The organism is Lysobacter sp. F60174L2, from assembly GCF_052547135.1.
In genome coordinates this window covers 448,327-471,535 of record NZ_JBQWRA010000002.1, presented here as the reverse complement: position 1 = coordinate 471,535, position 23,209 = coordinate 448,327, and the positions used below count along the sequence as shown (strand labels likewise).

The following is a 23,209-nucleotide window of genomic DNA, read 5'->3' as shown; positions in this document are numbered from 1 at the left end:
GCGTCAGAATGCACGCTGGCACCGCTTTCGAATCCGCGACATGCGAACGTTTGTACTGAGGGCGCGGGCGGCGCCTACCGACAGCCGGAAACTGCTGGCGTCCGTCGGCACCGAAGTCCATGCCGAAATCCTGGCGCATACGTTGATGAACGCCATCTTCGTCGCCCAGTCGCACCGCCCCGACGTGACGGTCTACCTGGTGCTGGAAAGCACGCAGGACTTCTCCCGCACGATCCGCTTCGACGCCAACGCGATGCATGAGATCGGCGGCTTCAACGAGCAGGCGCTGCTCGGCAAGGTCGCCAAGGCGCTGGATGCGTCCCTCGGCATGGGCAAGGAAGAGACGCGGCCGGTGGAATCGGGCGTGACGGTGCAGACGCTGAGCTTCGAGCGGCTGGTGCAGCAGCTGGCCGGGGACCACCAACTGTTCGTGATGGACCGCAAGGGCACACCGATCCGCGAGCAGGCGTTCGACGGCAACCCCTGTTTCCTGCTGACCGACCACATCCCGATGCCGAAGAAGACCTTCAGCAGTCTCGACCGGCTCGGCGCCAAGCGGATCACGCTGGGCCGGACGATGCTGTTCGCGTCGCAGTGCGTGGTGTTGATCCATCACGAGCTGGACCAGCGGTAAGGTCCCGGGAATCAGGCGTGGCGTTGGTCCGCACGGGAGATGGGGTCTGCGTCTCGCAGATCAATTCGCCGAAAGCGATGGCGGCCGGCGTACGACCGGCTTCGCTCCACACCAGGCGGTAGTCCATCCCCGGCAACGACGGGAGACCATGGCGACCGTCGATGACCTTCATGCCCGGACCGATATCGTCCAAGGCGATTGCGGTGATCGCAAGACCCGCCGTCACCGCCGCATGGATGCCTTCATGGCTGTGCGAGGTGAACACGACGTGCCCATCGATCCCTGCCTCCTCGATGGCACGCATCCCCGCCTGTCGATGCACGCACGGGGGCGGGAAAAACGCGAACGGCAACGGCCCGGCTGCCGGCGGTTCGAAGTTTTCGGCAGCGACCCATGCTAGCCGCGTCCGCCGCAGCACCTGCCCGGCCGCTCCACCCGCGGGATCATGCAGCGAGATAACGATGGCCAGATCCAGCTCTTCCGCTTCGATCATCGCCGGCAGATCGAGGTTGGCGCTGATGCTGACGTCGAGCCGCACCGCGGGAAACGCGCGCGCATAACGGGCCAGTAGCCGGGGAAGGCGCCCGCCCATGAAGTTCTCGGGCGCGCCGAACCGCACCTTCCCGCTCAGCGTGGATGGACGGAAGCGCAGGGCCAGCGCATCGAGCGCGCGCAGGATCTGCCTTGCGTGCCGCAGGAATTCCTCCCCGTCCGCGCTCAGCGTCAGGCTACGCGTCGTCCGGCACAGCAGACGGCGGCCAGCCTGCTCTTCCAGCCGCCGAACCTGGTGACTGACTGCAGATTGGGTTATGTGCTGGCGCCGCGCGGCGCGGGTGAAGCTGCCGGTGTCGACGACGGCGACGAAGGTCCGCAGCAGGGTCGGGTCGAAATCCATGGCGACAATAATGATGGAAATTAATGACAGAGACGAGATTAAATCATTTCCCTCATTGCATTGGCCTACCGAAAATGGCGCCACCATCGCGGACGGCCACGCCTCGCGCTCTGGCTGGATCCGCGTCTCCCCCGCAATTCGGAGCCGTGATGACCACCCCCGCCCCTAAAGGCACCGCTGCACTGACGGCGGTCTGCCTGTCATCCCTGATGTTCGGTCTTGAGATCTCCAGCGTGCCGGTGATCCTGCCGACGCTGGAGCGGGAGCTGCACGCCGATTTCGCGCAGATGCAGTGGGTCATGAACGCCTACACCCTCGCCTGCACCACCGTGCTGGTGGCAGCGGGGACGTTGGGCGACCGCTTCGGTCGCAAACGCCTGTTCATCGTGGGCCTGGGCCTGTTCGGCCTGACCTCGCTTGTTTGCGGGCTGGCGGACGGTGCTTGGGCACTGGTCATCGCGCGCTTCATGCAAGGCGCCAGCGGCGGCGTGATGCTGATCTGCGGGACGGCCATCCTGTCCCACCAGTTCCCGACCGGCAGGGAACGCGCGCGCGCGTTCGCGGCCTGGGGCGTGGTCTTCGGAGTGGGGCTCGGATTCGGACCGATCATCGGTGCCTCGATCGCCGCCGTGTCGAACTGGCGCTGGGTGTTCCTGGTGCACGTACCGCTGATGGCGCTGACGATGGTGCCCCTGATGATCGGTGTACGTGATTCCCGCGACCCCCGGGCGGGAAAGCTGGATGGCGCCGGTATCGCCTCGTTGTCGATGGCGGTCTTCGGCGTGGTCTTCTACATCACGCAGGCGCCGAGCCTGGGCTACGCCAGCCAGGCCGCCATCACCGTCGCCGTTGCGACGTTGGCGAGTTTCGCGGTGTTCCTGTGGGCCGAAAAAACCCACCCGCATGCAATGATCGACTTCTCCGTGTTCCGGGTGCGCGATTTCACCGGTGCGATCGCCGGCGCCGCAGGCATGAACTTCAGCTTCTGGCCCTTCATCGTCTACCTGCCGATCTATCTGGAAAGCGTGCTCGGCTACGGCGTCATCGGCGCCGGTGCCTGCCTGCTCGCCTACACCTTGCCGGCACTGGTGATGCCGCCGCTGGCCGAGCGGCTGAGCCTGCGCTATCGATCCGGGTTCGTGATCCCAGCCGGCCTGTTCACGATCGGGACGGGCTTCCTGGCGATGGGCCTCGGCGCCAATGTTTCGCAGCCCGGGTGGGCAACCCTGCTGCCGGGGCTGGTGCTGGCCGGTGTCGGCCTAGGCCTGACCAACACGCCGGTAACCAACACGACCACCGGTTCTGTTTCCGCCGACCGGGCGGGCATGGCCACCGGCATCGACATGAGCGCGCGCTTCATCAGCCTGGCGATCAATATCGCGATACTCGGCTTCATTCTCCTCTCCGCGGTTCGCTCGCAATTGCGCGAGAGGCTGGGCGGCCTCGTCGACGCCGGGCAGCTGCACGCATACGCGGAGAAAGTTGCCGCCGGCGACCTGTCCGCCCTGGACGGTGACCCGCAGGTGCTTGCGTCGTCCATGGACGCGGCCGGGGTGGTCCACGCGGCGCTGGCGCACGGCTTCGACCTGCTGATGCTGTACGGCGGACTCAGCGCCTGGCTGCTTGCCGGACTGAGCCTGGCGATCTTCAACCCGCGCATGGCCCGGGCCAGGACCTGCAACGCCGCCTGATACCAGCTAGCAGCGGCTGACTACCGGGCCATGGCGCTTGCATCCTCCAGCACGTCCGCGATCGCGTCGCGCAAACCGGGACGCCGTGGCAACCGGATGCCGAACGCGTCGCGCAATAGGTCCATCACCGCGTCGGGGTCGTGCAGTTCGTGGCGTTCGCTGGGCGCGCCAAGTCGGTGGATCGCGTAGCTGCCATTGGACAGGGTCTGGCGCAGTCCGGGGCCGGTGCGCGCGACGGTCAACCTGCCGAGGAACGACGAGTCCGGGTGTGTGCAGACGTACCAGTTGCTGACCACGAGGTCGATCTCCTCCTGTGGGTGCAGGTCGAACCGGTACAGCGCGCGCCACTGGCCGGCCACCTGGGCGTGCAGGATGTAGCTCCCGCCGCTGCGGGCCAGCCGGTACGGCTCATGCGGCGTCGGCTGGACATCGGTGCTGTCCAGCCGCAGCGGCGCGGTCGGCACCATGCCGCCAAAGCCGACATCGGTGATGTAGTCCACGCCATCGATCGCCACCCGCACCAGCAGGTGGGTGCGCGCCGGCATTGCGTCGTCGGTCTTGCCCATCACCACCCGCCCGGTGAGCCCGCGCACCTGGAAGCCCAGTTGGCGCAGCAACGCCAGAAACATGCGGTTGAGCTCGAAGCAGTAGCCGCCGCGGCCTTCGTGCAACAGCTTGCGCTCCACCGACGGCAGGTCGACGGGCACGGGGTCGCGCAGCAGCGTGGCGATGGTCTCGAACGGGAACGCCGCGGTGTGGCGGAGCTGGAGCTGGCCCAGGGTCTCCAAGGTGGGCGGCGGCGGCGAGTCGAACCCCAGTCGCGCCAGGTAGGTACGGATATCCTGGATCTCGTCGTGCATGGGCGTCTCCTTCAGGCTGGAGCGCGGGAGTCTGGGACCTCAAGCATGGTTGAGGTCAAGTAAAAGGCCCGCCATGAAGGCGGGCCTTTCCTGGTACTTCGTTGGACGCCGGATCAGAACCGGGCTTCGGCACCCAGCATCAACGTCTCGGCACGATTGGCATCGTAGTAGAAGTCACCATCGCTCCAGTAGGCGTCATTGAAGTACACATGGTTGGTGTACACCAGGCTCATATTGAAGTGGCGGTTGAAATCGACGCCGAGGCCAACGCCGAAGTAGCCGCCTTCGACGCTGCCGACGTCTCCGTTGTGTGCCGACCAGTAGCCACCGCGAATCAATCCATACACGGGATTGGAGCGGCCGAAATTGAAGCGTGCATTCGCACCAAGGCTGGCGTAGTCGAGGCCGCTGTAATACCAGCCCTCGTGCTCGGCGTCGTCCAACTGGCCGCCGGCCGCTTCGATCCCCACCAGCGTCACGTCGCCTGCCTGCCAGCGGTAACCGGCGTTGACCATGAGCGCGGACTGGTCGACATCCTCGTAGACCCAGCCCTTGCCACCCTGCACACCCACGAAGAAGCCACCGCGGTCCTTCTCGTAGCGCGTCGAGGTGCGCGACGTGCTGGTATACGCCTGCGGATACGTGGGCCGGGTCTGCGATTGCGCCGCAGCGTCAGTGGCATCGACCGGCTGCGACATCTGTGGGGTGCGCTTGGCGGGATCGGGTTCCGTCTGCTGTGGCGGCTGCCATACCTCCAGCGGTTTCTCCTGAGCGTGCGCACCGGCGGATGCCAGGATCGCACTCGCGGTGACAGCGGCCATTGCCGCCATCAGGCTGGTCCTTTTCATGTTTTCCCCTGTTTGGACTTTGATAGATCGCGCGACCGCACGACCATTCCGAAGAATAACGCGGAAGCCGGGTGTGTCCGGTCTTTATGTGCCGCTGGCGGAAACAGCCGCCTCGAACTCCGGGTCGCCCAGGTAGCGCTCGAAATCCCGGTCACTGCGGAACTGCCCGGCCGGTTTGCCCAGGCGGACGGCGGCCGCGATGTGCCGCAGCATCCGGGGCTTGTCGCCCTGCAGCGCGTAATGACAGGCGAGGTTGTACAGCAGGGTCGCATTGGTATGCGTGTCGGGGTCGAACTGCTCGCCAACCAGCGTGGTCATCACCTCCTCGACCAGCCCTGCGTCCTGCGGGCGATGCAGCGCGACCGCCAGGGTCTGGCTGGCGATCACGCTGGCGTTGTAGGCCCTGCTGGGGTCGGACGAGGATCCGGATGTGTGCGGGTGCACGTGTGCCAGGTAATGCCGCGTCAGCGCCACCGATACGTCGGCGCGGCCGGTAGAATTCAGGCCGTTGAGCAGCCGGGCATAGCCTTCGGTGATGAATGGCGCCGCGTGATCCACGATGTCCGGGTCCCGGGCAAGCGCTTCGGCCTGGGCCTGGAACTGCGCCTGCGCTCCTGCTTCGCCCGCCAGCAGGTCGTCGACGCTCTGTCCCAACTGCGCCACGCGGGTCGGCGGTGGCGGCGCGCCTTCGCGGCCATGCCAGGGCCGGAACGTCGGACGCCGGAGGTAGTCGATCTTCGCGTGGTCCAGCGGTACGTCGGTGCCACCGCGGCGTAGCAGCAAACGCATGTCGCCCGTCTCGCCAAACAGGTCCGCCACCTGCAACAGCAGGGTGGCCGGAGCGTCCACGGCCGGCAGGCGAGCGAACGCGGCACGGGTCTGCGCCGGGTCCAGCGTCACCTCGACAACGGCGTGGTTGCCCTCATCCCAGGGGGAGCCCCATTCCACCCGCACCGCGGTCGGCAGTTCGCTCAGGGGCGGGCTGTCCGCGTCCAGCGCCACGGTCGGTGCATTGATCGGCCGCCTCGCCGGCCTGGCACGCCACCAGCGGTGCACGGTGGCGCCGCCGTCCAGCACCACAGTGCCGGTGACTGCGGCGCGCGCAGTCTCCGGCCCCTCGAACGCGGGCACCCACGCCGGCACCGGCCGCGCGGAGGCAGGCAGGTCGTGCGCGCTCTGGCGCGGCCGCACGGCGTACAGCCCAAAGTCCTCGCGATAGAGCTCCCACAACGCGTCCTCGCCGGCATGCTCCATGTAATCGCGCATGTGCACCTGCAGCCACGGGCTCGCGCCGGGCAGGACGGTGGATGGATCCCACCAGGACGTCATGTGCAGGAACTCGTAGTCGCCCTCGTCCCGGCCCACGAAGACCTTGAACTGCAGCACCTCGTCACCCACCCGCAGGCGCGTGTGCGCATCGCCGAACCAGTACCGGCGCGGCAGGCCACCCGGCAGGTGCGGGGCGATCACCTTGAACGCACCGCCGACGACAACTTCCGCCGTATAGCGGGCCACCCCGCCCTCCACGTGGTAGCGGCGACGGTCGAAGCCGACCACCTCGACGCGCGATGGCCGATCGCCGTAGCCACCGGCGAATGAATCCGCCTCGACCTCCACCATCAGCGGCGCGGCTTCCTCCAACCCCTCCAGGCAGGTGTCGACCCACGACAGGTGGTCGTCGGTGGACGAGCGTGACGTGCAATACGTATCCACCCGTTCGCGATGCCGGCTGATGTCCATCTTCCAGGCGATGTCGCCATCCCACAGCCACGCCCAGGCGCTGTCATCGCGCCGGTCGAAAGCCACCACCTTCACCGCGGACAGGGCCGCATGCAGTTGCGCCGGTTCCAGCGCATTGCCGTCGACCTCCGGCCCGTACGCCTTGCGGGTACGCACGTCGGTGTGGACCCAGTCGACGAATCCGTCGTCGCCGAAGGAGATGCCATTGCGGTGCATCGATCCGGGCTCGTCCAGGGTGTCGAGCAGGCGCCCGTCCGCGCTGAAGCGCCACAGGTAGCCGTCGGCGGCGACGATGACCTCGTTGCGCTCCGGCAGTGCGAACATCGCCTGGATATGGCCCTTGATCTGCCGGCGCACTTCCAGATGCCGGGAGGCGGCCAGGTTGTCCGACAGGCGTGGGAACTCCGGGTCATGCTGGGCGGCGAACAACCGCGATTGGATACCTGTCATCAAGAACACGCACACCGAGAACGTCAGCACGAGGCCGGCGGGAAGGAGTTTTTTCAGGATCAGCCTGCGCAGGCGGCCCGTGGAGTGTTTATTCATTCGTCCGTCGCCAACCGGATGACCACGCCCGCGCGGTCATCAGCGACCCAGATGGCGCCGTCGTCGGCAATGGCCATGCCCACCGGCGAGCCTTGCGGGCGCAACCCCGCGCTCCGGTTCCATCCCGGCGTCAGGACCACCGGCGTGGCGGCCGGCACCGCGCCATATGCGCGGAATCCAGCACCGTAGACGGGGAAACGCGGATGGGCATCGGGGACCGGCACCCCGCGCGCGTCCACCGCGAAGCTGGCGATGCGGCCACCGACCGAGCGGTAGCCGTGCCAGCTCATCAGCATCCGCCCCTGCAACGCCGGGAACATCGCGCCGTCGTACCAGAGCATGTCCAGCGGCGCCGCGTGCGGCGGCAACAGCAGCGCCGGAGTGGCGTGCGCGTCGGACCGGCACCACGCCGCCCTGTCGGGCCACGCGGGCGTGGCGTTGGAAGTCGCCGTGCAATAGGGCCAGCCGAAGTGCCGGCCGGCCTCGATCACGTTGAGCTCCTCGTACGGCACCCAGCGGCTCTGGAAGTCGTAACTGTTCTCCGCCTGCAGCACCGTGCCCGAGGAGTGCATCGCAAGCGCCACCGAGTTGCGCAGCCCACGCGCCAGCACCGTGTACTCCTGCGACCAGCGGCCGTCGCCAATGCGCGGGTAGACCCGCAGCGAGGCCGCATCCGACTCGCCTTCGCTCTCCGCGCACAGGCCGGCATCCGTACGCGAACCCTCTCCGTCGCACTGGTCACTCGGCGCACCAACGTTGACCAGCAGGTCGCCATTGGGCAGGAACACGAAGCTCGACAGCGGATGCCGGTGCGTGTGAAGGCGGTTGTCGGGCAGACCGGTGACGACCGGCTCAAGGGTTTCAGCGGGCGCCGCCGCGGTTGGGTCAAAGCGAACGATCCGGCTCATCTCGCCGATGTAGACCAGTCCATCGGCCCCGCGGGCGATGGTATGCGGCAGGTGCAGCCCGTCGATCAACCGCTCGAGCGTCGCGCCCTCCTCCGGGCGCGTGCGCAACTTCCACACCGCGCCACGCGACCCGTCCCAACGGCCCAGGTCGGTCACCAGCCAGGTGTCGGCGTCCAGTTGCAGCAGCGAACGCGGCAGGCGCAGTTCGCGCGCCGGGTCCTGCACGGTCGGGCCAGCCACCAGCCCCGCGCACATGCCGCGCATCGTCTCGATCGCAAGACGCGGATAGCCGTCGCAGGACGCACCCTGCACCGCATAGCGCTCACGCGCCGCGCAGGGCAGCACCGACAGCAGGCACATCGCAGCCACTGCCCAGGTACGCAACATCGTCATCGGTTCCCCCTGGATTCAAGTCACCCGCTCACCGGCCGCCACCCGGACATCCGTTTCGTCAGCCGGCGCCGCCTCGATGGCCAGCCGCAACCGCCCGCCATCCCGCGACACCCGCAGGCCGCGATACCTCACCAGATAACCCACCGCCACCGCCGTCGCCGCAACACCCGACAGCGCACCGATGCCCAACGCCCAGCGCGCGCCGAACCGGTCGACCACCCACCCCACCAACGGCGCCCCCAGCGGCGTGCCGCCCATCACCACCGCGATCCGCAACGCCAGCACCCGGCCGCGCATCGCGCGTTCGGTGGTGAGCTGCATCATCGAGTTGCTGGCGGTCATGAAGGTCAGCGCCGCCAGCCCGACGAAGAACAGCACCGCCCCGAACAGCACCGGCCCCGGCATCACCGCCGCCAGCGCCACGCTGACACCGAAACCCGCCGCCGAAACCGCCATCAGCACCATCCCCGGCACCGGCCGACGCGCCGACAGCAATGCCCCGCTCATGGTCCCGGCCGCCATCGCCGAGGTCAGCAGGCCGTACTGGCTGGCGTCGCCACCGAACACCGTGACCGACATGGTCGAAATGAAGATCGCGAAGTTGAACCCGAACGTCCCCAGCAGGGCCAGCATCACCAGCACCGCCATCAGGTCCGGCCGCCGCCACACGTAACCGAATCCCGCCAGCAAGCTGCCGCGCGTGCGCTCCGGGCGGGCTTCGGTATGCAGCTCGTGCACCCGCAGGAACCACAGCGACACCAGCACCGCCGCATAGGAGCCCGCGTTGACCACGAACAGCCAGCCCTCGCCGATCGCCGCGATCAACACGCCCGCCACCGCCGGGCCGAGCATCCGCGCCGCGTTGAACGACGCCGAGTTCAGCGCCACCGCATTGGCCAGCGCGTCATCGCTGACCAGGTCCGACACGAACGCCTGCCGCGCCGGCGCGTCGAACGCGGTCACACAGCCCAGCAGCAATGCAAACCCGTACACGTGCCACAGCTGCACCATGCCGGTGAGCGTCAACACGCCCAGCCCCAGCGCCAACAGCCCGGCCGCGGCCTGCGTGGCGAGCAGCAGCTTGCGGCGGTCCCAGTGGTCGGCCGCGTAGCCGGTCAACGGCAACAACAGCAGCGGCGGCCCGAACTGCAGCGCCATCACCATCCCCACCGCCGTCGCGTTGTGGTCGGTCAGCACCGTCAGCACCAGCCAGTCCTGGCCGATACGTTGCATCCACGTGCCCACGTTGGACACCAGCGCGCCCGCGGCCCATAGCCGGTAGTTGTAGCTCCTGAGGGAGTGGAAGATGGTGCTCAAAGCGATGTTTGGCGCCTCGGCAAAACGTTGCCGCGGTGCGATAGATACCTCAGAGAAATACGAGCTCCACGTTCCATTCGCAGTACTTCATCATCCAACGTCGACTCCGAAGCCACTGTCGAAGATATGACTCGATTTGACTGGCGATAATGTCCCCCTCGCACCCACTCACCTCAATCAACAAGCCATCTTCCACTACCGCACTGAAGTCGTAACTGCAGAATTCCCGCTCCAGAAATTTGCAAAGCGTTGGGCCCAACTTTGCGGGTGTCATCTCCCGCGCGATATCTTCCCTCACCGTATCCGCCTGTCTCTCTACATCGGACCGCAAATCGGAAGCACCGTAGGGAGCTTGGACACCTCCGGCAGAGACTTCTTGGTCGTCCCCATCGAAGTAGTCACTTCGCGATTCATATCCACGCGATTGATAGTAGGCATCGTTGTTTGGGTTCATCTGGTTGGAACGATTATCGTCGCCGACTTTTGACATATGGGTGTCTCTCTACTGCCGTCTCACCTTAACCGAAACAACTGGAGCCGCTGGTCCAGATACGACCTGCCGCCCCGCGCACCGACCAACGTCGCCCATGTGTAGCGGCTTCAACTCCGCGATCAGAGGATATATCGCCTGAGGTGCGGCTGGAATCAACGTGTTGTAATCGATATCGACGTCGGTTGAAACGCATTCACATCCCGCGCTGCCGCTATTCCAGCGGCACCAGCCTGTGCGCCGCATCCCCGCACACCACCAGTCCGCCTTCGCCCGATGCGGCGCCCACCGCCTGCACGCGCATGCCGACGGCCAACGCCTCCACGTCCACCGGTGGCGCCTTGCACAGGTTCCAGCGCGCCGGGAGTTGGACCTGCACCGGGCCGCGCCCCTCCGCCTCCACCTGCACGACCGCATGGCCGTCGTAGGCCCACGGCTGCAGGTCAATGGCGGTGATGGTGCCTTCGATGGGTAACGGGCCATCCGTCTGCCCGGCAACGTCAGGCGTGGTGGTGGTACAGGACGCGGTGGCCAGTGCCACGGTTAACGCAAGAAGCGCGGGAGCGATACGGGTCATCGGCAGTTCTCGTGGCTTTGGGAGTCAGCGGAGACTAGCCCGACGACGGCGTACGTCAAAGCAACACTTCAAGTCCCTTCCGGTCGATCAGATCCAGCAACTTGAGCGATGGCCCGCTCGGCCGCTTGGCACCGATCTCCCATTGCCGCACGGTCGAGGCGCTGGTATTGAGCACGTTGGCGAACACCACCTGGCTCAGCCGATGGCGGGACCGCAACGCGCGGATACGATCGGCCGGCCATTCGGCAACCGGCCCGAGACAGAGAGCGTCGAACTCCCGCACGCGACGCGCATCGATAAAGCCCGCAGCGTGGAAGTCCCGCGCGGTCTCGTGAACCTCTTCGAGGATGCGGCTAGTGGTTTGCGCCTTGGTCATCGGGAATTTCCTTGAGTAACGGCTGCTTCAGTTGTGCTTCCAGTTCGGTGGCCGAAAAACCCAGCAGCGTGGTCGCCAGCGCCTGCAGGGCTTCAAGCTCACGCGCCGTGATATTGCTGCGCTCGTTCTTCTCGAAGCCGAACACGAAGAACCATCGATCGTCGCGATTGGTCGCCACCAGCGTCCGTGCTCCGCCACGTTTACCCCGGCCGGGCACCGGAACGCGCTTCTTGAGGACTCCGCCGCCGAGGTCGGCATCGACCAGTCCGCCGGACATCTCCGCCACCGCGATCGATAGCGCTGTTTCCGACACCGCGCTCCTGCGCAGCCACCGCGCAAACGCGCGGGTCATGAAGATCCGTTTCATACCTTGGACTATATCACTTAGTGATACGAAAAAAATAGCGGCTGCGCTGCCGCCACCTCACAACGCACGTATGCACCCGCTTCATCGCCCATCGGCTACACCACGGGCTCCCCCCACAGGAGCCCCACATGACCCACCACGACGCACCCGCCACCGTCGCCGCCGTCGACCTGCAGCGCTACCTCGGCACCTGGTACGAGATCGCGCGGCTGCCGATGCGCCACGAGCCGCCGGACTACACCGACATCACCGCCACCTACACGCTGCAGGACGACGGCAAGGTGCGGGTCGAGAACCGCGCGCGCGATGGCGACGGTTCGCCGCAGGAGTCGGTCGGCGAGGCCACGCCGGTGGAGGGCAGCAACAACAGCAAGCTCGAGGTCAGCTTCCTGCCCGAGGGGCTGCGCTGGGTGCCGTTCACCAAGGGCGACTACTGGGTGCTGCGGATCGACCCCGACTACCGCATCGCGCTGGTCGGCAGCCCGGACCGCAAGTACCTGTGGCTGCTGGCGCGCACGCCGCGGATCGACCCCGCCGAGCGCATGGACTACCTCGCCACCGCGCAGGCGCTGGGCTACGAGCTGGACGGACTGATCGACACCCCGCAGAAGGGCACGCCGTAGGGCGGAGACGCCGGGGGGAACCGGTCGCGCCGGGGACTCAGTCGCGGCGGAGGCGGCGCGCCGCTTCGGCCGCTGACCGCAGCGCGCCGGCATACAGCATGCGGGCCTTCGGGGCCTGCGCGGCCGCGTTCTCCAGCCCGTCGATGAACGACGTCACCAGGTCCGCCGCGTTGTACTGGTCGCCCAGCTCGGCCATCGACCTGGACACGGCATCGCGCACGTGCCAATCCACGTTGACACCCTTTTCCGCTTCATTGGCGAGGTCCACGACGCGCAGCAGGTGCGGCGTCACCAGACCGACAACGGTGGCATTCATCACTTCGAAACTCTGCTTCGGAAGGGCGGAAGACTAACCCGGCTGGCATGGCTGCGGAGCGTGAAGATCCCCGGTGACGGCGTGCTGTTCAGTCAAAAGAAAGCGCCGGCCCGGCCCCACGCATGAAGATGCCCAGCGTGACCGGGCCCATGCCGTTGACCGCAAGCAGGCGGCGCCCGAAGTGGCGACGCCTGCCGCCCCACCCTACGGCCCGCACTGCCACTGGCCGGCGAACGTGCGCCGGGCGCCATCGGCGCGGTGATACGTGAGCGTGGCCGGGCTGGGTGGAGACTCGCCGCCGCCCGTGGCGGGACCGGTAAGTTCGATCACGACCACCTTGCCGGCGCCCGAGAAACGCGCGCCGCGCAACATCCCGTCGAAGCCGCCCGGCGCGGCGATGGGTTCGACATAACTCCCGACCTTCACCACGCCACGGCCGGGTGCATCCGAGGCCACATCGCCCTTTGCCAGCAACAGCGGCGACTCGCCCGAACCGGCGGAGAAGCTGCAGGCAAGCTCGCCCGCGAGCGAGGCGCCCTCGATGTCGGCCGCGGTGAGCGGCGCGAGCGTGATCGCCGAGCCGTCGCCATCGACCGTGACCGGTTCGGCCGCCTCGGGGGTGTCGTTCTCGACCATGGCCGGCTCGGCCGCCTGGGAGCCGTCGCCGCCGACGGTGGACGGTTCGGCCACCCCGGGAGCCCTGGTGCAGGCAGTGCCCGCCAGCGCCACGGCGAGCGCCAAAGTCAGCGGAATTACGGAAGCGATACGGATCATCGACCCCTCCGCGTCCTGCCCACGCCCGCGACCACCAGCGCCGCACCGGCCGCGGAGATGCCGTCCTCGACCACGCCGGTCGGGGTCTGCCCGTACCGTTGCAGCGCGTACTTGCGCATGCGGAAGGTGACATAGGACGAGCCGACCGCCGCGGCGGCGCCCAGCAACGCGGCGGTGTTGCGCTGCCGCGCCGGGGCCAGCGCGACACCGGCGATCGCGCCCGTCGCGCAACGTGCCAGCAGGCCCGGCAGCGCGATGCGGTCCGGCGCGTCCTTCATCTTGTCGCCGGCCATTTCCGCCAGCGCCAGCGCCCCCGTGGCGGCCGAGGTGGCGCGGCTGGACAGCCAGCGCGGCGCGCCGTTGTCGCGTGGAAGCAGGCCGTCGCGCGCGGCGTTGGCCACGGCCGCCAGTGGCGTCACCGCGCGCATCCCGCCGATCGCGGCCATCAGAACCGAATGGACAAGTGCCATATGCAATCTCCCTATTTCTGTGCGCGCGGTCAGTGCGCGCGATGTCAGGTGCGCGGCGCGTGGCGGCCTTCGGCGAACTCCTCGACGATCTTTTTGCAGAACGCCGGCAGGTCTTCGGGCTTGCGGCTGGAGACGATGCCCTTGTCGGTCACCACCTCCTCGTCCACCACCTCCGCACCGGCATTGCGCAGGTCGGTGCGCACGCTGGGCCATGCGGTCATGCGGCGGCCACGCACCACGTCGGCCTCGATCATCACCCACGGCCCGTGGCAGATCACGCCGATCGGCTTGCCGCTGCGGTAGAAGTCCCGCACGAACGCCACGGCGGACTCGTCCATGCGCAACCTGTCGGGGTTCGCCACGCCACCGGGCAGGATCAACGCGTCGAAATCGTCGACGTTCGCGTCCGACACCAGCCCGTCGACCTTGAGCTTGTCACCCGGCTTGTCGTGGTTCATGCCTTGGATTTCGCCGGCCTTGATCGACAGCAGCCGGGTGGTCGCGCCCGCCTGCTCCACCGCCTTCTTCGGCTCGGTCAGCTCGACCTGTTCAAAGCCATCGGTGGCGAGGATGGCGACCGTCTTGTTTTGAAGCGCACTGCTCATGGGACCTCCTGCAGATCGGGACGCGGCAATGGCCGCAGCCCGCAGGATGCATCCAGGTGCATTGGCGCCATGTGACTGGGACCCCTACCGCGGAACCGCGTCGCGCAGCGCCAACCGTTCCGGCGTCAACGCGCCGCTCATGTAGGCAAGCTCGACCATCTCCTCGAAGAAGTCGATCTTGGCGTCCGCGCTCAGGTTGACCCACGCCATCAACTGGGCGCGCTCGGCGTCCTCGAAGCTGAAGTCCAGCGGGTGACCGGGATTCATCGGACGCTCCCCGCCCCGGCATCGTGTATCTGCTGGAGCTTGTCGATGTCCTCCAGGTCGCGCGGACGCCCGGCGCGACGCTTCATCTCGATCAGGTGCGGAATGGATGCGATCCGGACCTTCAAGCCATCCATGTCCTTGACCACCGATTCCGCCAGCAGCTCGTCAAACCCGATGGGTTCGTCGATGAACACGTCCACAGAACGCAACGGGTTGGCCGGGTCCCACAACGGAAACACCAGCATGTTGCGGTTGCGCAGCCAGTCGCGGCGTTTGTCGGCGTCGGCAAAGTCATCAAGCGCCACCGGCAATCGTGGCTGCAGGCCGATGGCAGCAAGCGACCGCATGCCGCGGCGGGCGTTGTCCGACGAGAATCCGATCGCAAGGTCGAGGTCAGCCGTGGCGCGCAGGTAGCCATGCAGGATGACCGCCAGTCCGCCGACGACCACGTAATCGACCTGCGCATCGTTGAGGGCGGCGAATATCTGTCGGACGTTGAAGGCCATGGCGGGAGTGTGCCTGTTTGCCTGCCGCGTGTCGCGGCGGTAGAGCCGCTCGCGGACGCCCGGTGCGTTAACGCGGACTTGACGCCCTTCCAACGCCGGTACGCGCAGCGTCGCGGAGCCGCATCGGCCGCTACCGGCATGCGGCACCATTCCTTTCGGAGGCACCCATGTTGAAGGACAAGACTTCAAGCGCCATCGTCGCGGTCAGCGACCTCGAGCGCGCGCGGGATTTCTACACCAACACGCTGGGCCTGGAGCCGAGCGGCGACGAGATGGACGGCGTGCTGGGATACCGGACCGGCGATACCCACCTCGCGGTCTACCGGTCCGAGGGCGTCCGACCGGGCACGGGCAACGCCGTGGCCTGGAGCGGCGGGGATGACGTCGAGGCCATTGCACAGACCCTGCGCGCAAAGGGCGTGACCCTGGAGGAGTATCCCGACCTGGGCATGGACATCGACCGCGGCGTGCACAAGCAAGACGGCTTCGCGGGCATCTGGTTCAAGGATCCGGACGGCAACATCCTGCACGTCAATAGCATGTGATTCCGCTTGCGACGGGAAAGTCACGACTTCAGCGCCAGCAGTGTGCGCCACGGCCCACCCCGTCCTTCGATGGTGTGTTCCCACGCCACGGTGAATCCTGCCCGCGCAAGGTGGGCGTCGAACGCAGCCGGCGCCCATCGCACCACCCGGTAGTCGCCGCCGGCGCCGTGCTCCCAGACCTCGTCGTCGCCTTCGGGGTACATCAGCAGCAGCGGGCCGCCCGCGCCCAAGGCGCCCGCCAGCTTGCGCAGCGCCCCATCCAGCTGGACGCGTTCAAAGTGCTGCAGTACACAGAGCATCATCGCGCCGCCATAGCGCCCATCAATGGGGTCCGACAGCAAGTCGAGACGATCGCAGCGTTTGCCGCGTTCGACCTGGAGATCGCAGAACGCCACCGTGACATCGGTGCGGTACACGACGACGCCCAGCGCTTCGAGGGCATCGGCATCCCAGCCCGGACCGGAGCCGATCTCCAGCACGCGCGTGCCAGGCACCACCTCCGCAGCCAGGCGCTGGAGCGCTTCGGCACTGGCCGAAGGCCGGCCCGCCACCGTGGCGACGTACTCGCGCGCGGAGTGTTCGTAGTCCATGACGGTGCGACGGTTGTTGTCGCCAGTGTCTCCCGGCATCAGCGCATCTCCTTCAAAACCCACGCAACACTCGACCTCATACTCCTGCCCGCGGTAATACCACTCTGACCCGTGTTTTTGTTCTCGACATTTGATTGACGACACGTGCCTCCGCCGGCAGTCTGCGCACTTCGCCGGCAGGAAGGCATGAGACCTTCCCGACCTCCGGCGATCTCAGGGAAATGAGTAATGAGTACGTTCCGCCATTTGGCCATCGTGGCCCTCGCCAGCGCCTGCGCCGCCTGCGCTACCACCGGCAACACCAACAGCGCAGCGAGCGCCGAGCAGACCGCAGGCGACCAGGAAGTGCAGGCCGAAGCGATCGTCGGCCAGCCGGCGCCCGGCAGCAAGTTCGCCCAGCTCACGATCGGCATGGACACCCAAGCCGTGCAGCAGGTCATGGACCGCGTCCCCGACCGCCAGCACAGCTACGAATCCGGCAAGCGCTGGATCCCGTTCTACTTCGGCAATGACGCGCGCCGCATGCAGGTGCTCTACAAGGGCGTAGGCTGCCTGATCTTTGCCGATGGCAATGCTTGGGGCGCGGGCGGCGGCGAACTGATCCAGATCGAGCACGACGCCAGCGGCGCCTGCTACCAGCCGTGACCCCACGGCCGCGGCGCCAGGCCATAGCACACTGAGTCCAAAGGCCACGCGGTACTTCGAGTACTAAAAAAAGCCCCGCAATGCGGGGCCTTTTTTTTGAGACTTAGTGCGACGGTTGTTGTCGCGAGGCGTCCCCGGACATCGACAAGGAACAACCGCGCCTACAAGGACGGGTCGATCAGGTACTTCTCGCCGGTCGACTTGCGTTCGTAGGCAGCCAGGATCTCCGGCTGGAGCGCGTCCACAAGGCTGATGGTCTTCGTGTAGTGGCTGGCAAAAGTCGTCCCGAGCTCATCCACGACACGCTGGCGCATCCGCGCCACGACCTCCCTGCCCGCCTTCTGCAGGAACGGGAAGAGCAGCCATCCGCCGACGCTCCAGGCAAAGCCGAACGTCCGGTTGATCACGGTCGGCCCCGTGTCCAGGCCGCCATAGATATAGACCTGCTTGAACGCGTCCGAGCCGTAGCGGCTGTACGTGGTGACGCCACGGCTGGCGACCGTTTCCATCGCCTGCAGGATCTGCCCGGCCAGCTTGCCGCCACCGATGGCGTCGAAGCCGATGGTTGCACCGGTGTCGGCGATCGCCTCGGTCAGTTCGGCCTGGAAGTCCGGCGACGTGCTGTCGACGACGTGGCGTGCGCCGATGTCGCGGAGGATCGCCGCCTGCGCGTCGCTGCGCACGATGTTGATCAGCCCGATACCGTCCGCAAGACAGATCCGGTTGAGCATCTGGCCCAGGTTCGAAGCAGCGGCGGTGTGCACGATCGCGCTGTGCCCCTCGGCCTTCATCGTTTCGGTGAAGCCAAGCGCCGTCAGCGGATTGACGAACATCGACGCTCCGTCCGCGACGTCCACGTCATCGGGCAGCACGATGCAGTCCTGCGCCCGCAGCTTGCGCAGCTGCGCGTACATCCCGCCGCCCAGCATCCCGACCTTTTTCCCGAGGAAATGCTGCACATTGCCGCCCGCCTTGACGACGGTGCCCGCGCCTTCGTTGCCGACCGGCAGCGACTGATCCAGCCGACTACGAATGGGCGCCAGGCGCTGCTGCGGAATGTCGGCGACCAGCACCGGTCGTTCCGGCGTGCCTTCGGCCCTGATCGTCGACACATCGGCGGGACCAAGCAGGAGCCCGAGGTCCGACGGATTGATGGGCGTGGCCTCGACCCGCACCACCAGTTCATCCGCGCCGGGTTCGTCCAGGGTGACCGTCTCCAGGCTCAGGCGAAGCTGTCCATCGGACATCGCCAGCGACCGCAGTTCCAATCCACTCGTCTTGTCCATCTCTGCTACCTCATCGGGGTCGTGCGCGGTCGGATACCAGCCGCGTCGAGGTGGCCGTCGCGCACAGCTGACCGTCGCCATCATGTCATTGGGGCTGTTTCCGGGGCGAGGTTGCCCAGTAGATGGCGAACGCCGGACTGGCGACCTTCCGCACCTCCACCAAAGACCTTTGCGACATCCTCGAGAGACCTTCCGGAGGCCTTTCGAGGATGTCGCGGAGGTCTGCCAGCGACCTCGCGGACATCCCCGGAGACCTTCCACAGGCCTATCGGAGACCTCGCCGAGGTCGTCGAATGACCTCCCGGAGGTCTGCGGCAGACCTTCGCGACATCACCGACGACCTAACGGCCCCGGTCGGCGGCCTCCGCAATCATGGCTATGCTTGGTCCCGAAAGGGGAACACGTACATGCTCATCAAGCAAGCCGACGACTACAGCGACGTGCTGCGCGCGCTCGAACAGAAGGCGAACCACGGTGGCCCCGAGGCCAAGCGCGCCAGCGACGAGTTGCGAATCCGCCAAGCGGGTCTTAAAGGCGAGAAGGAGTCGGCCTACCTCATCGACTTCGACTACGCGCGCTCGGCGAACTGGGCGGTTATCCATGACCTGCGCGTGGAGCATGACGGCCGAACTGCGCAGATCGATCACGTTCTGATCAATCGCTGGATGGACGTGTATGTGCTGGAGACGAAGCACACCTGGAGCGGAATCAAGATCACTGATGACGGCGAATTCCTCCGCTGGGCCGGCCGGACCTACCAAGGCATGCCATCACCCCTTCAGCAGAACGAGCGCCACATAGAGGTTCTACGGGATGTCCTGGCGCAGGTTGAATTGCCCTCGCGGCTCGGTGTCCGAATCACGCCGGCATTCCACTCCTTCGTACTCGTTTCCTCCAATGCACGCGTGGATCGCCCTAAGCGTTTTGATGCGTCACGGGTCATCAAGACCGACCAACTGAAGAAGGCCATCTGGCGGGATATCGATGGCGAGAACCCCATCCTCGGGTTGATCAAGACCGCTGCCAAGATTGTGTCCAGCGAAACGGTGGAGCACGTAGCACGCCAGCTCGCCAACCGACACGTGCCCGTAATCGGCAAGCCGATTTCAACTGACGGCCCCTTGACCGAAAGTCGCGGCTCGGAGCTCTCGGTCGCGACAGCGACGACGCGCAGTGGAAAGCTTCGGATTGAGCCCTCCCTGGGAAGTGCAGCGCAGGAACGTGGAGATACCCAGAAGCGCGAAACACATCCAACGCAGGTTCAAACGGGCGGCCCGAGCTGCAAGTCCTGCAAGGGAACGGGAGGTTCCGTTCTCTACGGTCGCTACGGCTACTACTTCAGGTGCGGCAAATGCGAAGCCAACACCGCCATTCGCTTCACGTGCCAGCCCGGCCATACCCCCCGCTTGCGCAAGGACGGCGATCGCTTCTATCACGAGTGCTCCGGCTGCCGTAGCAGCGAGCTTTACTTCACGAACCCGGCGTAGACGCGCACATGATCCTGACCATTCCGGTGCTGCTCTATCAGTTGCTGTTCGTACTCGTACTTTTCATAGCCAGCCGATTCGGGCAGAAGGCGTTAGGGATCGCAGCAATCGTATGTTTGCTATGGACCCTGACCCACCTATTCTTTCTGCCGCTCATGCTGCTGCAGGGAGCGGTGATTATCGGAAGCTACTTTTGGTTCCGTAGCCGTCTACGCAAGAAATTGGCGTAGCCAGTCAGCCGTAGTCTGGAGGCAGCGCTTAGTCTCCGACAAGCGGTGCTAGCCTGGGCGACATGACCAAACTCCAACGTGGACTGTATGAGCAGCTCGTTACCGAGGCGCTTGAAGCGCAGCTCCTAGAGCTCGATGCCAAACACAGAGCCTTGCGCGGGCGACTCCATGGCGAGGAGGCAGCGGATCGGATAGCGCTGCACTTGGGGACGCTGATACGCCGCGTCGTTTCCGGCCTCGATTCCAAACAACGCACTGACGTAGGTCTCGAGCTCACCCGACAAATTGTCCAGCTACTCGATGCCACCGGGAAAGGCGTCGACGCAGCCGATGCTCCGTCGCCCGCAAGTGATGTTCTCCAGGCGATTGCGGCGCTGCGGCCAGACGGCACGGCTGAGCACATCCAGCTCCCCGCCACACCGCTACTGGACACCACCTTGCTCACCAACGCTCCGGGAGAACCTCGGATCGGGTTTCAACTTCAATCGGAAGTCCCATCCGCCGACCGCATCGACATCCTGATGGCCTTTGTCCGACGCTCTGGCATCCAGCCACTGCTGGAGCTGCTGCGACGCCACAGAGACGCAACGCGGCCACTGCGGCTGCTGACGACGACCTACACCAACTCGACGGAACTGGCAGCTCTCCAGGCGCTACGGGATCTCGGGGCAGATATCCGCGTTTCCTACGACACCTCCAGCACGCGACTTCACGCAAAGGCATGGCTGTTCCACCGTGCTTCTGGCTACTCGACGGCATTCATCGGTTCGTCGAACTTGACCCACTCCGCGCAGGTCACGGGGCTGGAATGGAATGTGCGGGTCTCGGGCGCTCGGAACCCTGACGTCATCGACAAATTCTCAGCTGTGTTCGATAGCTACTGGAACAACGACGATTTCCGTTCCTTCGATGAGGCCGAGTTTCGAGAGCTGACACAAACTCCGGCCAATGGCCCAAGGATCTATCTCAGCCCCGTCGAGATCCGCCCCGAACCCTTCCAGTCCCGGCTGTTGGAGCAAATTGAACTCTCACGACTGCAAGGCCGGCACCGAAACTTGTTGGTCTCCGCCACAGGAACCGGCAAGACCGTCATGGCGGCGCTTGACTACCAGCGCCTGCGAGGACGCTTGCCACGTGCGCGCCTGCTCTTCATAGCTCACCGCAAAGAAATCCTCGAGCAAAGCCTTGCGACATTCCGACACGCATTGCGGGACGCCGCGTTCGGCGAGCTCTGGGTCGGCGGCAACCGTCCGACGCATTTCGATCACGTGTTTGCGTCAGTGCAGAGCCTGACCGCTACCGGCTTGGCCAACATCGAGCCGGACCATTTCGATGTTGTGATCATCGACGAGTTCCACCATGCCGCGGCACGTACCTACAAGGCGCTGCTCGACCACCTTTGTCCAATCGAGCTGCTCGCCCTTACCGCCACGCCCGAGCGCAGTGACGAGGAACCAATCCTGCATTGGTTCGACGGCAGGATCGCCGCTGAGCTGCGTTTGTGGGATGCCATCGATCAGCACCGCTTGAGCCCCTTCGCCTACTACGGCATTAGCGATGGCGTGGACTACCGCGGGGTGACGTGGAAGCGAGGTCGCGGCTATGACCCGCAGGAACTCAGCAATCTGGTGACCGGTGATCACGCGCTGGCTCGATTGATCATTGAAAACGTTGCCAAGGTCGCTCCAGATCCCGACTCGATGCGCGCATTGGGCTTCTGCGTCTCAGTGGCACACGCGCGATTCATGGCGGACCAGTTCTGCGAGGCCGATCTGCCGGCAGTAGCGGTATGGGCAGACACGCCACCCGAGCAGCGACGCCATGCGCTAGAGGCGCTGAAGTCCGGCGAACTCCGAGCGGTGTTCTCCGTGGATCTCTTTAACGAAGGCGTAGACGTGCCTTCCGTCGACACTCTCCTGCTGTTGCGGCCGACCGATAGCCCGACTGTTTTCCTGCAGCAACTCGGCCGTGGCCTACGTCGCCAGGAAACAAAGTCCGTTTGCACCGTGCTGGACTTCGTTGGCCAACACCGCAAGGAGTTTCAGTTCCACCGCAGGTTTGGCGCGTTGCTGGGCGGCAGCCGAAAGCAACTGGAGAAGCAAATTGAGAGCGGCTTCCCCTTCTTGCCCAGTGGTTGCCATATGCAACTTGACACCGTTGCCACGCAAACGGTGCTCGAGAATATTCGTCAGAGTCTGCCCTCCACGTGGCCTGCAAAGGCGCGCGAGTTGCAGCGCGTGGCAGAGGCCACACCCGACATCACGCTCAAGAGATTTCTCGAGGAATCCGGACTCGAGCTCGAAGACATCTACTCCAACAGCCACTGCTGGTCGGACTTGCTGGAAGCGGGTGGCGTACCAACTCTGCCGAACGGGCCTGAGGAGAACGCGCTGCGGCGTGCGTTGGGGAGATTGCTCCACCTCGACGACGAACAGCGGATTAAGCAGTACCGCACCTTTGCGCAAGCAACGCTGCCACCAAGCATGGGCTCGCTCGATGTTCGCACCCGCCGGCTGTTCCACATGCTGGCAACGGTGCTTACCGAGAGCGTCCGCTTGGATGGCGAGAGCCTCGATGAAGCCGCATCGCTGATCTGGCAGCACCCACAAGTTTTGGTGGAGCTGGACCAGCTGATGGATCTCCTTACCGAACGTATCGATCACGTCCAGGCTCCGCTTTCCACGCACCCCGAAGTGCCCTTGTATGTCCATGCCCGCTATACACGGAGGGAGATTCTTGCCGCTTTCAGTGATGGGGATCGGCTGAAAGTGCCGGAATGGCGCGAAGGCGTGCGTTGGCTTCCGGATGCGTCGGTGGACTTGCTGGCATTCACTCTCGATAAAGCTAGTGGACACTTTTCGCCCACCACGCGATATCGGGACTACGCGATCAGCCGGGAGCTGATCCACTGGGAAAGTCAGTCCGCTACCCGTGCGGAGAGCGACACCGGTCAGCGGTACCAGCAGCATGAGAGCACCGGAAGCATTGCACTTCCATTCGCCCGCCTGACGACGGATGAGCGGGCGTTCTGGCTATTGGGGCCTGCGTCATATGTCTCGCATACAGGCGAGCGCCCGATGGGGATCAAGTGGCGCCTTGCTCACGAGCTGCCGGGCGATCTCTACACACGATTTGCTGCGGCCGTTTCATAGCCCGGCGGCACGATCTGCGGGTTGGCCGCCATCACCCGCAGCGTCTGCCGGACGAACACCTCCGAGCGCGG

25 protein-coding genes are annotated in these 23,209 nt (G+C 65.7%); 8 read left to right on the top strand and 17 right to left on the bottom strand.

Annotated elements, in window-relative coordinates:
• Positions 1–40: 40 nt before the first annotated feature.
• Positions 41–634, top strand: a complete 594-nt coding sequence (trmY, locus tag ACT9AS_RS07265; protein ID WP_445099446.1) for a tRNA (pseudouridine(54)-N(1))-methyltransferase TrmY — start codon at positions 41–43, stop codon at positions 632–634.
• Here the strand turns inward: trmY and ACT9AS_RS07260 are convergent.
• On the bottom strand, positions 561–1,529 hold the full coding sequence (locus tag ACT9AS_RS07260) for a LysR substrate-binding domain-containing protein (protein WP_445099445.1): 969 nt from the start codon (positions 1,527–1,529) through the stop codon (positions 561–563). The genes trmY and ACT9AS_RS07260 overlap by 74 nt on opposite strands.
• 74 nt (positions 1,530–1,603) lie before the next feature.
• On the opposite strand from ACT9AS_RS07260, the gene ACT9AS_RS07255 reads away from it, so the two are divergent.
• A complete protein-coding gene (locus ACT9AS_RS07255; RefSeq protein WP_445099444.1) occupies positions 1,604–3,220 on the top strand; it encodes an MFS transporter in 1,617 nt (538 codons plus the stop codon).
• 20 nt (positions 3,221–3,240) lie between these two features.
• On the opposite strand, the gene ACT9AS_RS07250 is transcribed toward ACT9AS_RS07255, so the two are convergent.
• The 8 genes from ACT9AS_RS07250 to ACT9AS_RS07215 all read right to left on the bottom strand — a co-directional run bounded on the left by ACT9AS_RS07250 (position 3,241) and on the right by ACT9AS_RS07215 (position 11,642).
• Positions 3,241–4,080 (bottom strand): arylamine N-acetyltransferase, encoded by an 840-nt coding sequence (locus tag ACT9AS_RS07250; RefSeq protein ID WP_445099443.1) that lies wholly within the window; start codon positions 4,078–4,080, stop codon positions 3,241–3,243.
• Positions 4,081–4,193: 113 nt separating this feature from the next.
• Positions 4,194–4,901, bottom strand: a complete 708-nt coding sequence (locus tag ACT9AS_RS07245) for an outer membrane protein (RefSeq protein WP_445099442.1) — start codon at positions 4,899–4,901, stop codon at positions 4,194–4,196.
• Between the two features lie 111 nt (positions 4,902–5,012).
• Positions 5,013–7,118, bottom strand: a complete 2,106-nt coding sequence (locus tag ACT9AS_RS07240; protein WP_445099441.1) for a TPR end-of-group domain-containing protein — start codon at positions 7,116–7,118, stop codon at positions 5,013–5,015.
• 92 nt (positions 7,119–7,210) lie between these two features.
• Positions 7,211–8,515 (bottom strand): PQQ-dependent sugar dehydrogenase, encoded by a 1,305-nt coding sequence (locus ACT9AS_RS07235; RefSeq protein ID WP_445099440.1) that lies wholly within the window; start codon positions 8,513–8,515, stop codon positions 7,211–7,213.
• A 15-nt stretch (positions 8,516–8,530) separates the two neighbouring features.
• A complete protein-coding gene (locus tag ACT9AS_RS07230; RefSeq protein ID WP_445099439.1) occupies positions 8,531–9,832 on the bottom strand; it encodes an MFS transporter in 1,302 nt (433 codons plus the stop codon).
• Between the two features lie 704 nt (positions 9,833–10,536).
• Positions 10,537–10,899 carry a hypothetical protein gene (locus ACT9AS_RS07225; protein WP_445099438.1) on the bottom strand — a complete coding sequence of 121 codons (363 nt, stop codon included), beginning with the start codon at positions 10,897–10,899 and terminating at the stop codon, positions 10,537–10,539.
• A gap of 55 nt (positions 10,900–10,954) precedes the next feature.
• Complete coding sequence (locus ACT9AS_RS07220; protein ID WP_445099437.1) at positions 10,955–11,275, bottom strand: helix-turn-helix domain-containing protein; 321 nt, start codon at positions 11,273–11,275, stop codon at positions 10,955–10,957.
• Positions 11,253–11,642: a type II toxin-antitoxin system RelE/ParE family toxin gene (locus tag ACT9AS_RS07215; RefSeq protein WP_445099436.1), complete on the bottom strand. Its 390-nt coding sequence runs from the start codon at positions 11,640–11,642 to the stop codon at positions 11,253–11,255. Before ACT9AS_RS07215 ends, ACT9AS_RS07220 begins: the two co-directional genes overlap by 23 nt.
• Positions 11,643–11,770: 128 nt before the next feature.
• On the opposite strand from ACT9AS_RS07215, the gene ACT9AS_RS07210 reads away from it, so the two are divergent.
• Complete coding sequence (locus tag ACT9AS_RS07210) at positions 11,771–12,265, top strand: lipocalin family protein (RefSeq protein WP_445099435.1); 495 nt, start codon at positions 11,771–11,773, stop codon at positions 12,263–12,265.
• 37 nt (positions 12,266–12,302) lie between these two features.
• On the opposite strand, the gene ACT9AS_RS07205 is transcribed toward ACT9AS_RS07210, so the two are convergent.
• From ACT9AS_RS07205 to ACT9AS_RS07180, 6 genes are all read right to left on the bottom strand, one after another.
• Complete coding sequence (locus ACT9AS_RS07205) at positions 12,303–12,581, bottom strand: hypothetical protein (protein ID WP_445099434.1); 279 nt, start codon at positions 12,579–12,581, stop codon at positions 12,303–12,305.
• Positions 12,582–12,785: 204 nt separating this feature from the next.
• Complete coding sequence (locus ACT9AS_RS07200; protein WP_445099433.1) at positions 12,786–13,355, bottom strand: hypothetical protein; 570 nt, start codon at positions 13,353–13,355, stop codon at positions 12,786–12,788.
• Entirely contained in the window at positions 13,352–13,825 is a 474-nt protein-coding gene (locus ACT9AS_RS07195) for a DUF4126 family protein (protein WP_445099432.1), read from the bottom strand. Before ACT9AS_RS07195 ends, ACT9AS_RS07200 begins: the two co-directional genes overlap by 4 nt.
• Positions 13,826–13,869: 44 nt before the next feature.
• A complete protein-coding gene (locus ACT9AS_RS07190; protein WP_445099431.1) occupies positions 13,870–14,430 on the bottom strand; it encodes a DJ-1/PfpI/YhbO family deglycase/protease in 561 nt (186 codons plus the stop codon).
• A gap of 84 nt (positions 14,431–14,514) precedes the next feature.
• Positions 14,515–14,697 (bottom strand): hypothetical protein, encoded by a 183-nt coding sequence (locus tag ACT9AS_RS07185; protein WP_445099430.1) that lies wholly within the window; start codon positions 14,695–14,697, stop codon positions 14,515–14,517.
• Positions 14,694–15,353: a hypothetical protein gene (locus ACT9AS_RS07180; RefSeq protein ID WP_445099429.1), complete on the bottom strand. Its 660-nt coding sequence runs from the start codon at positions 15,351–15,353 to the stop codon at positions 14,694–14,696. The genes ACT9AS_RS07185 and ACT9AS_RS07180 overlap by 4 nt, the downstream gene beginning before the upstream one ends.
• Positions 15,354–15,370: 17 nt before the next feature.
• On the opposite strand from ACT9AS_RS07180, the gene ACT9AS_RS07175 reads away from it, so the two are divergent.
• The gene (locus tag ACT9AS_RS07175; protein WP_445099428.1) at positions 15,371–15,748 is read left to right on the top strand and encodes a VOC family protein; all 378 of its coding nucleotides are present in this window, start codon (positions 15,371–15,373) and stop codon (positions 15,746–15,748) included.
• A gap of 20 nt (positions 15,749–15,768) precedes the next feature.
• Here ACT9AS_RS07175 and ACT9AS_RS07170 read toward each other — a convergent pair whose 3' ends face one another.
• Positions 15,769–16,377 (bottom strand): methyltransferase domain-containing protein, encoded by a 609-nt coding sequence (locus ACT9AS_RS07170; protein WP_445099427.1) that lies wholly within the window; start codon positions 16,375–16,377, stop codon positions 15,769–15,771.
• A 189-nt stretch (positions 16,378–16,566) separates the two neighbouring features.
• Between ACT9AS_RS07170 and ACT9AS_RS07165 the strand changes: the two genes are divergently transcribed.
• The gene (locus tag ACT9AS_RS07165) at positions 16,567–16,983 is read left to right on the top strand and encodes a hypothetical protein (protein WP_445099426.1); all 417 of its coding nucleotides are present in this window, start codon (positions 16,567–16,569) and stop codon (positions 16,981–16,983) included.
• 161 nt (positions 16,984–17,144) lie between these two features.
• Here the strand turns inward: ACT9AS_RS07165 and ACT9AS_RS07160 are convergent, their stop codons facing one another.
• Positions 17,145–18,269, bottom strand: a complete 1,125-nt coding sequence (locus ACT9AS_RS07160) for a zinc-binding dehydrogenase (protein WP_445099425.1) — start codon at positions 18,267–18,269, stop codon at positions 17,145–17,147.
• A gap of 407 nt (positions 18,270–18,676) precedes the next feature.
• On the opposite strand from ACT9AS_RS07160, the gene ACT9AS_RS07155 reads away from it, so the two are divergent.
• From ACT9AS_RS07155 to ACT9AS_RS07145, 3 genes are all read left to right on the top strand, one after another.
• On the top strand, positions 18,677–19,756 hold the full coding sequence (locus ACT9AS_RS07155) for an NERD domain-containing protein (protein WP_445099424.1): 1,080 nt from the start codon (positions 18,677–18,679) through the stop codon (positions 19,754–19,756).
• An 8-nt stretch (positions 19,757–19,764) separates the two neighbouring features.
• Positions 19,765–19,986: a hypothetical protein gene (locus ACT9AS_RS07150; protein ID WP_445099423.1), complete on the top strand. Its 222-nt coding sequence runs from the start codon at positions 19,765–19,767 to the stop codon at positions 19,984–19,986.
• Positions 19,987–20,048: 62 nt separating this feature from the next.
• The gene (locus ACT9AS_RS07145) at positions 20,049–23,138 is read left to right on the top strand and encodes a DUF3427 domain-containing protein (RefSeq protein ID WP_445099422.1); all 3,090 of its coding nucleotides are present in this window, start codon (positions 20,049–20,051) and stop codon (positions 23,136–23,138) included.
• The last annotated feature ends 71 nt before the right edge of the window (positions 23,139–23,209 follow it).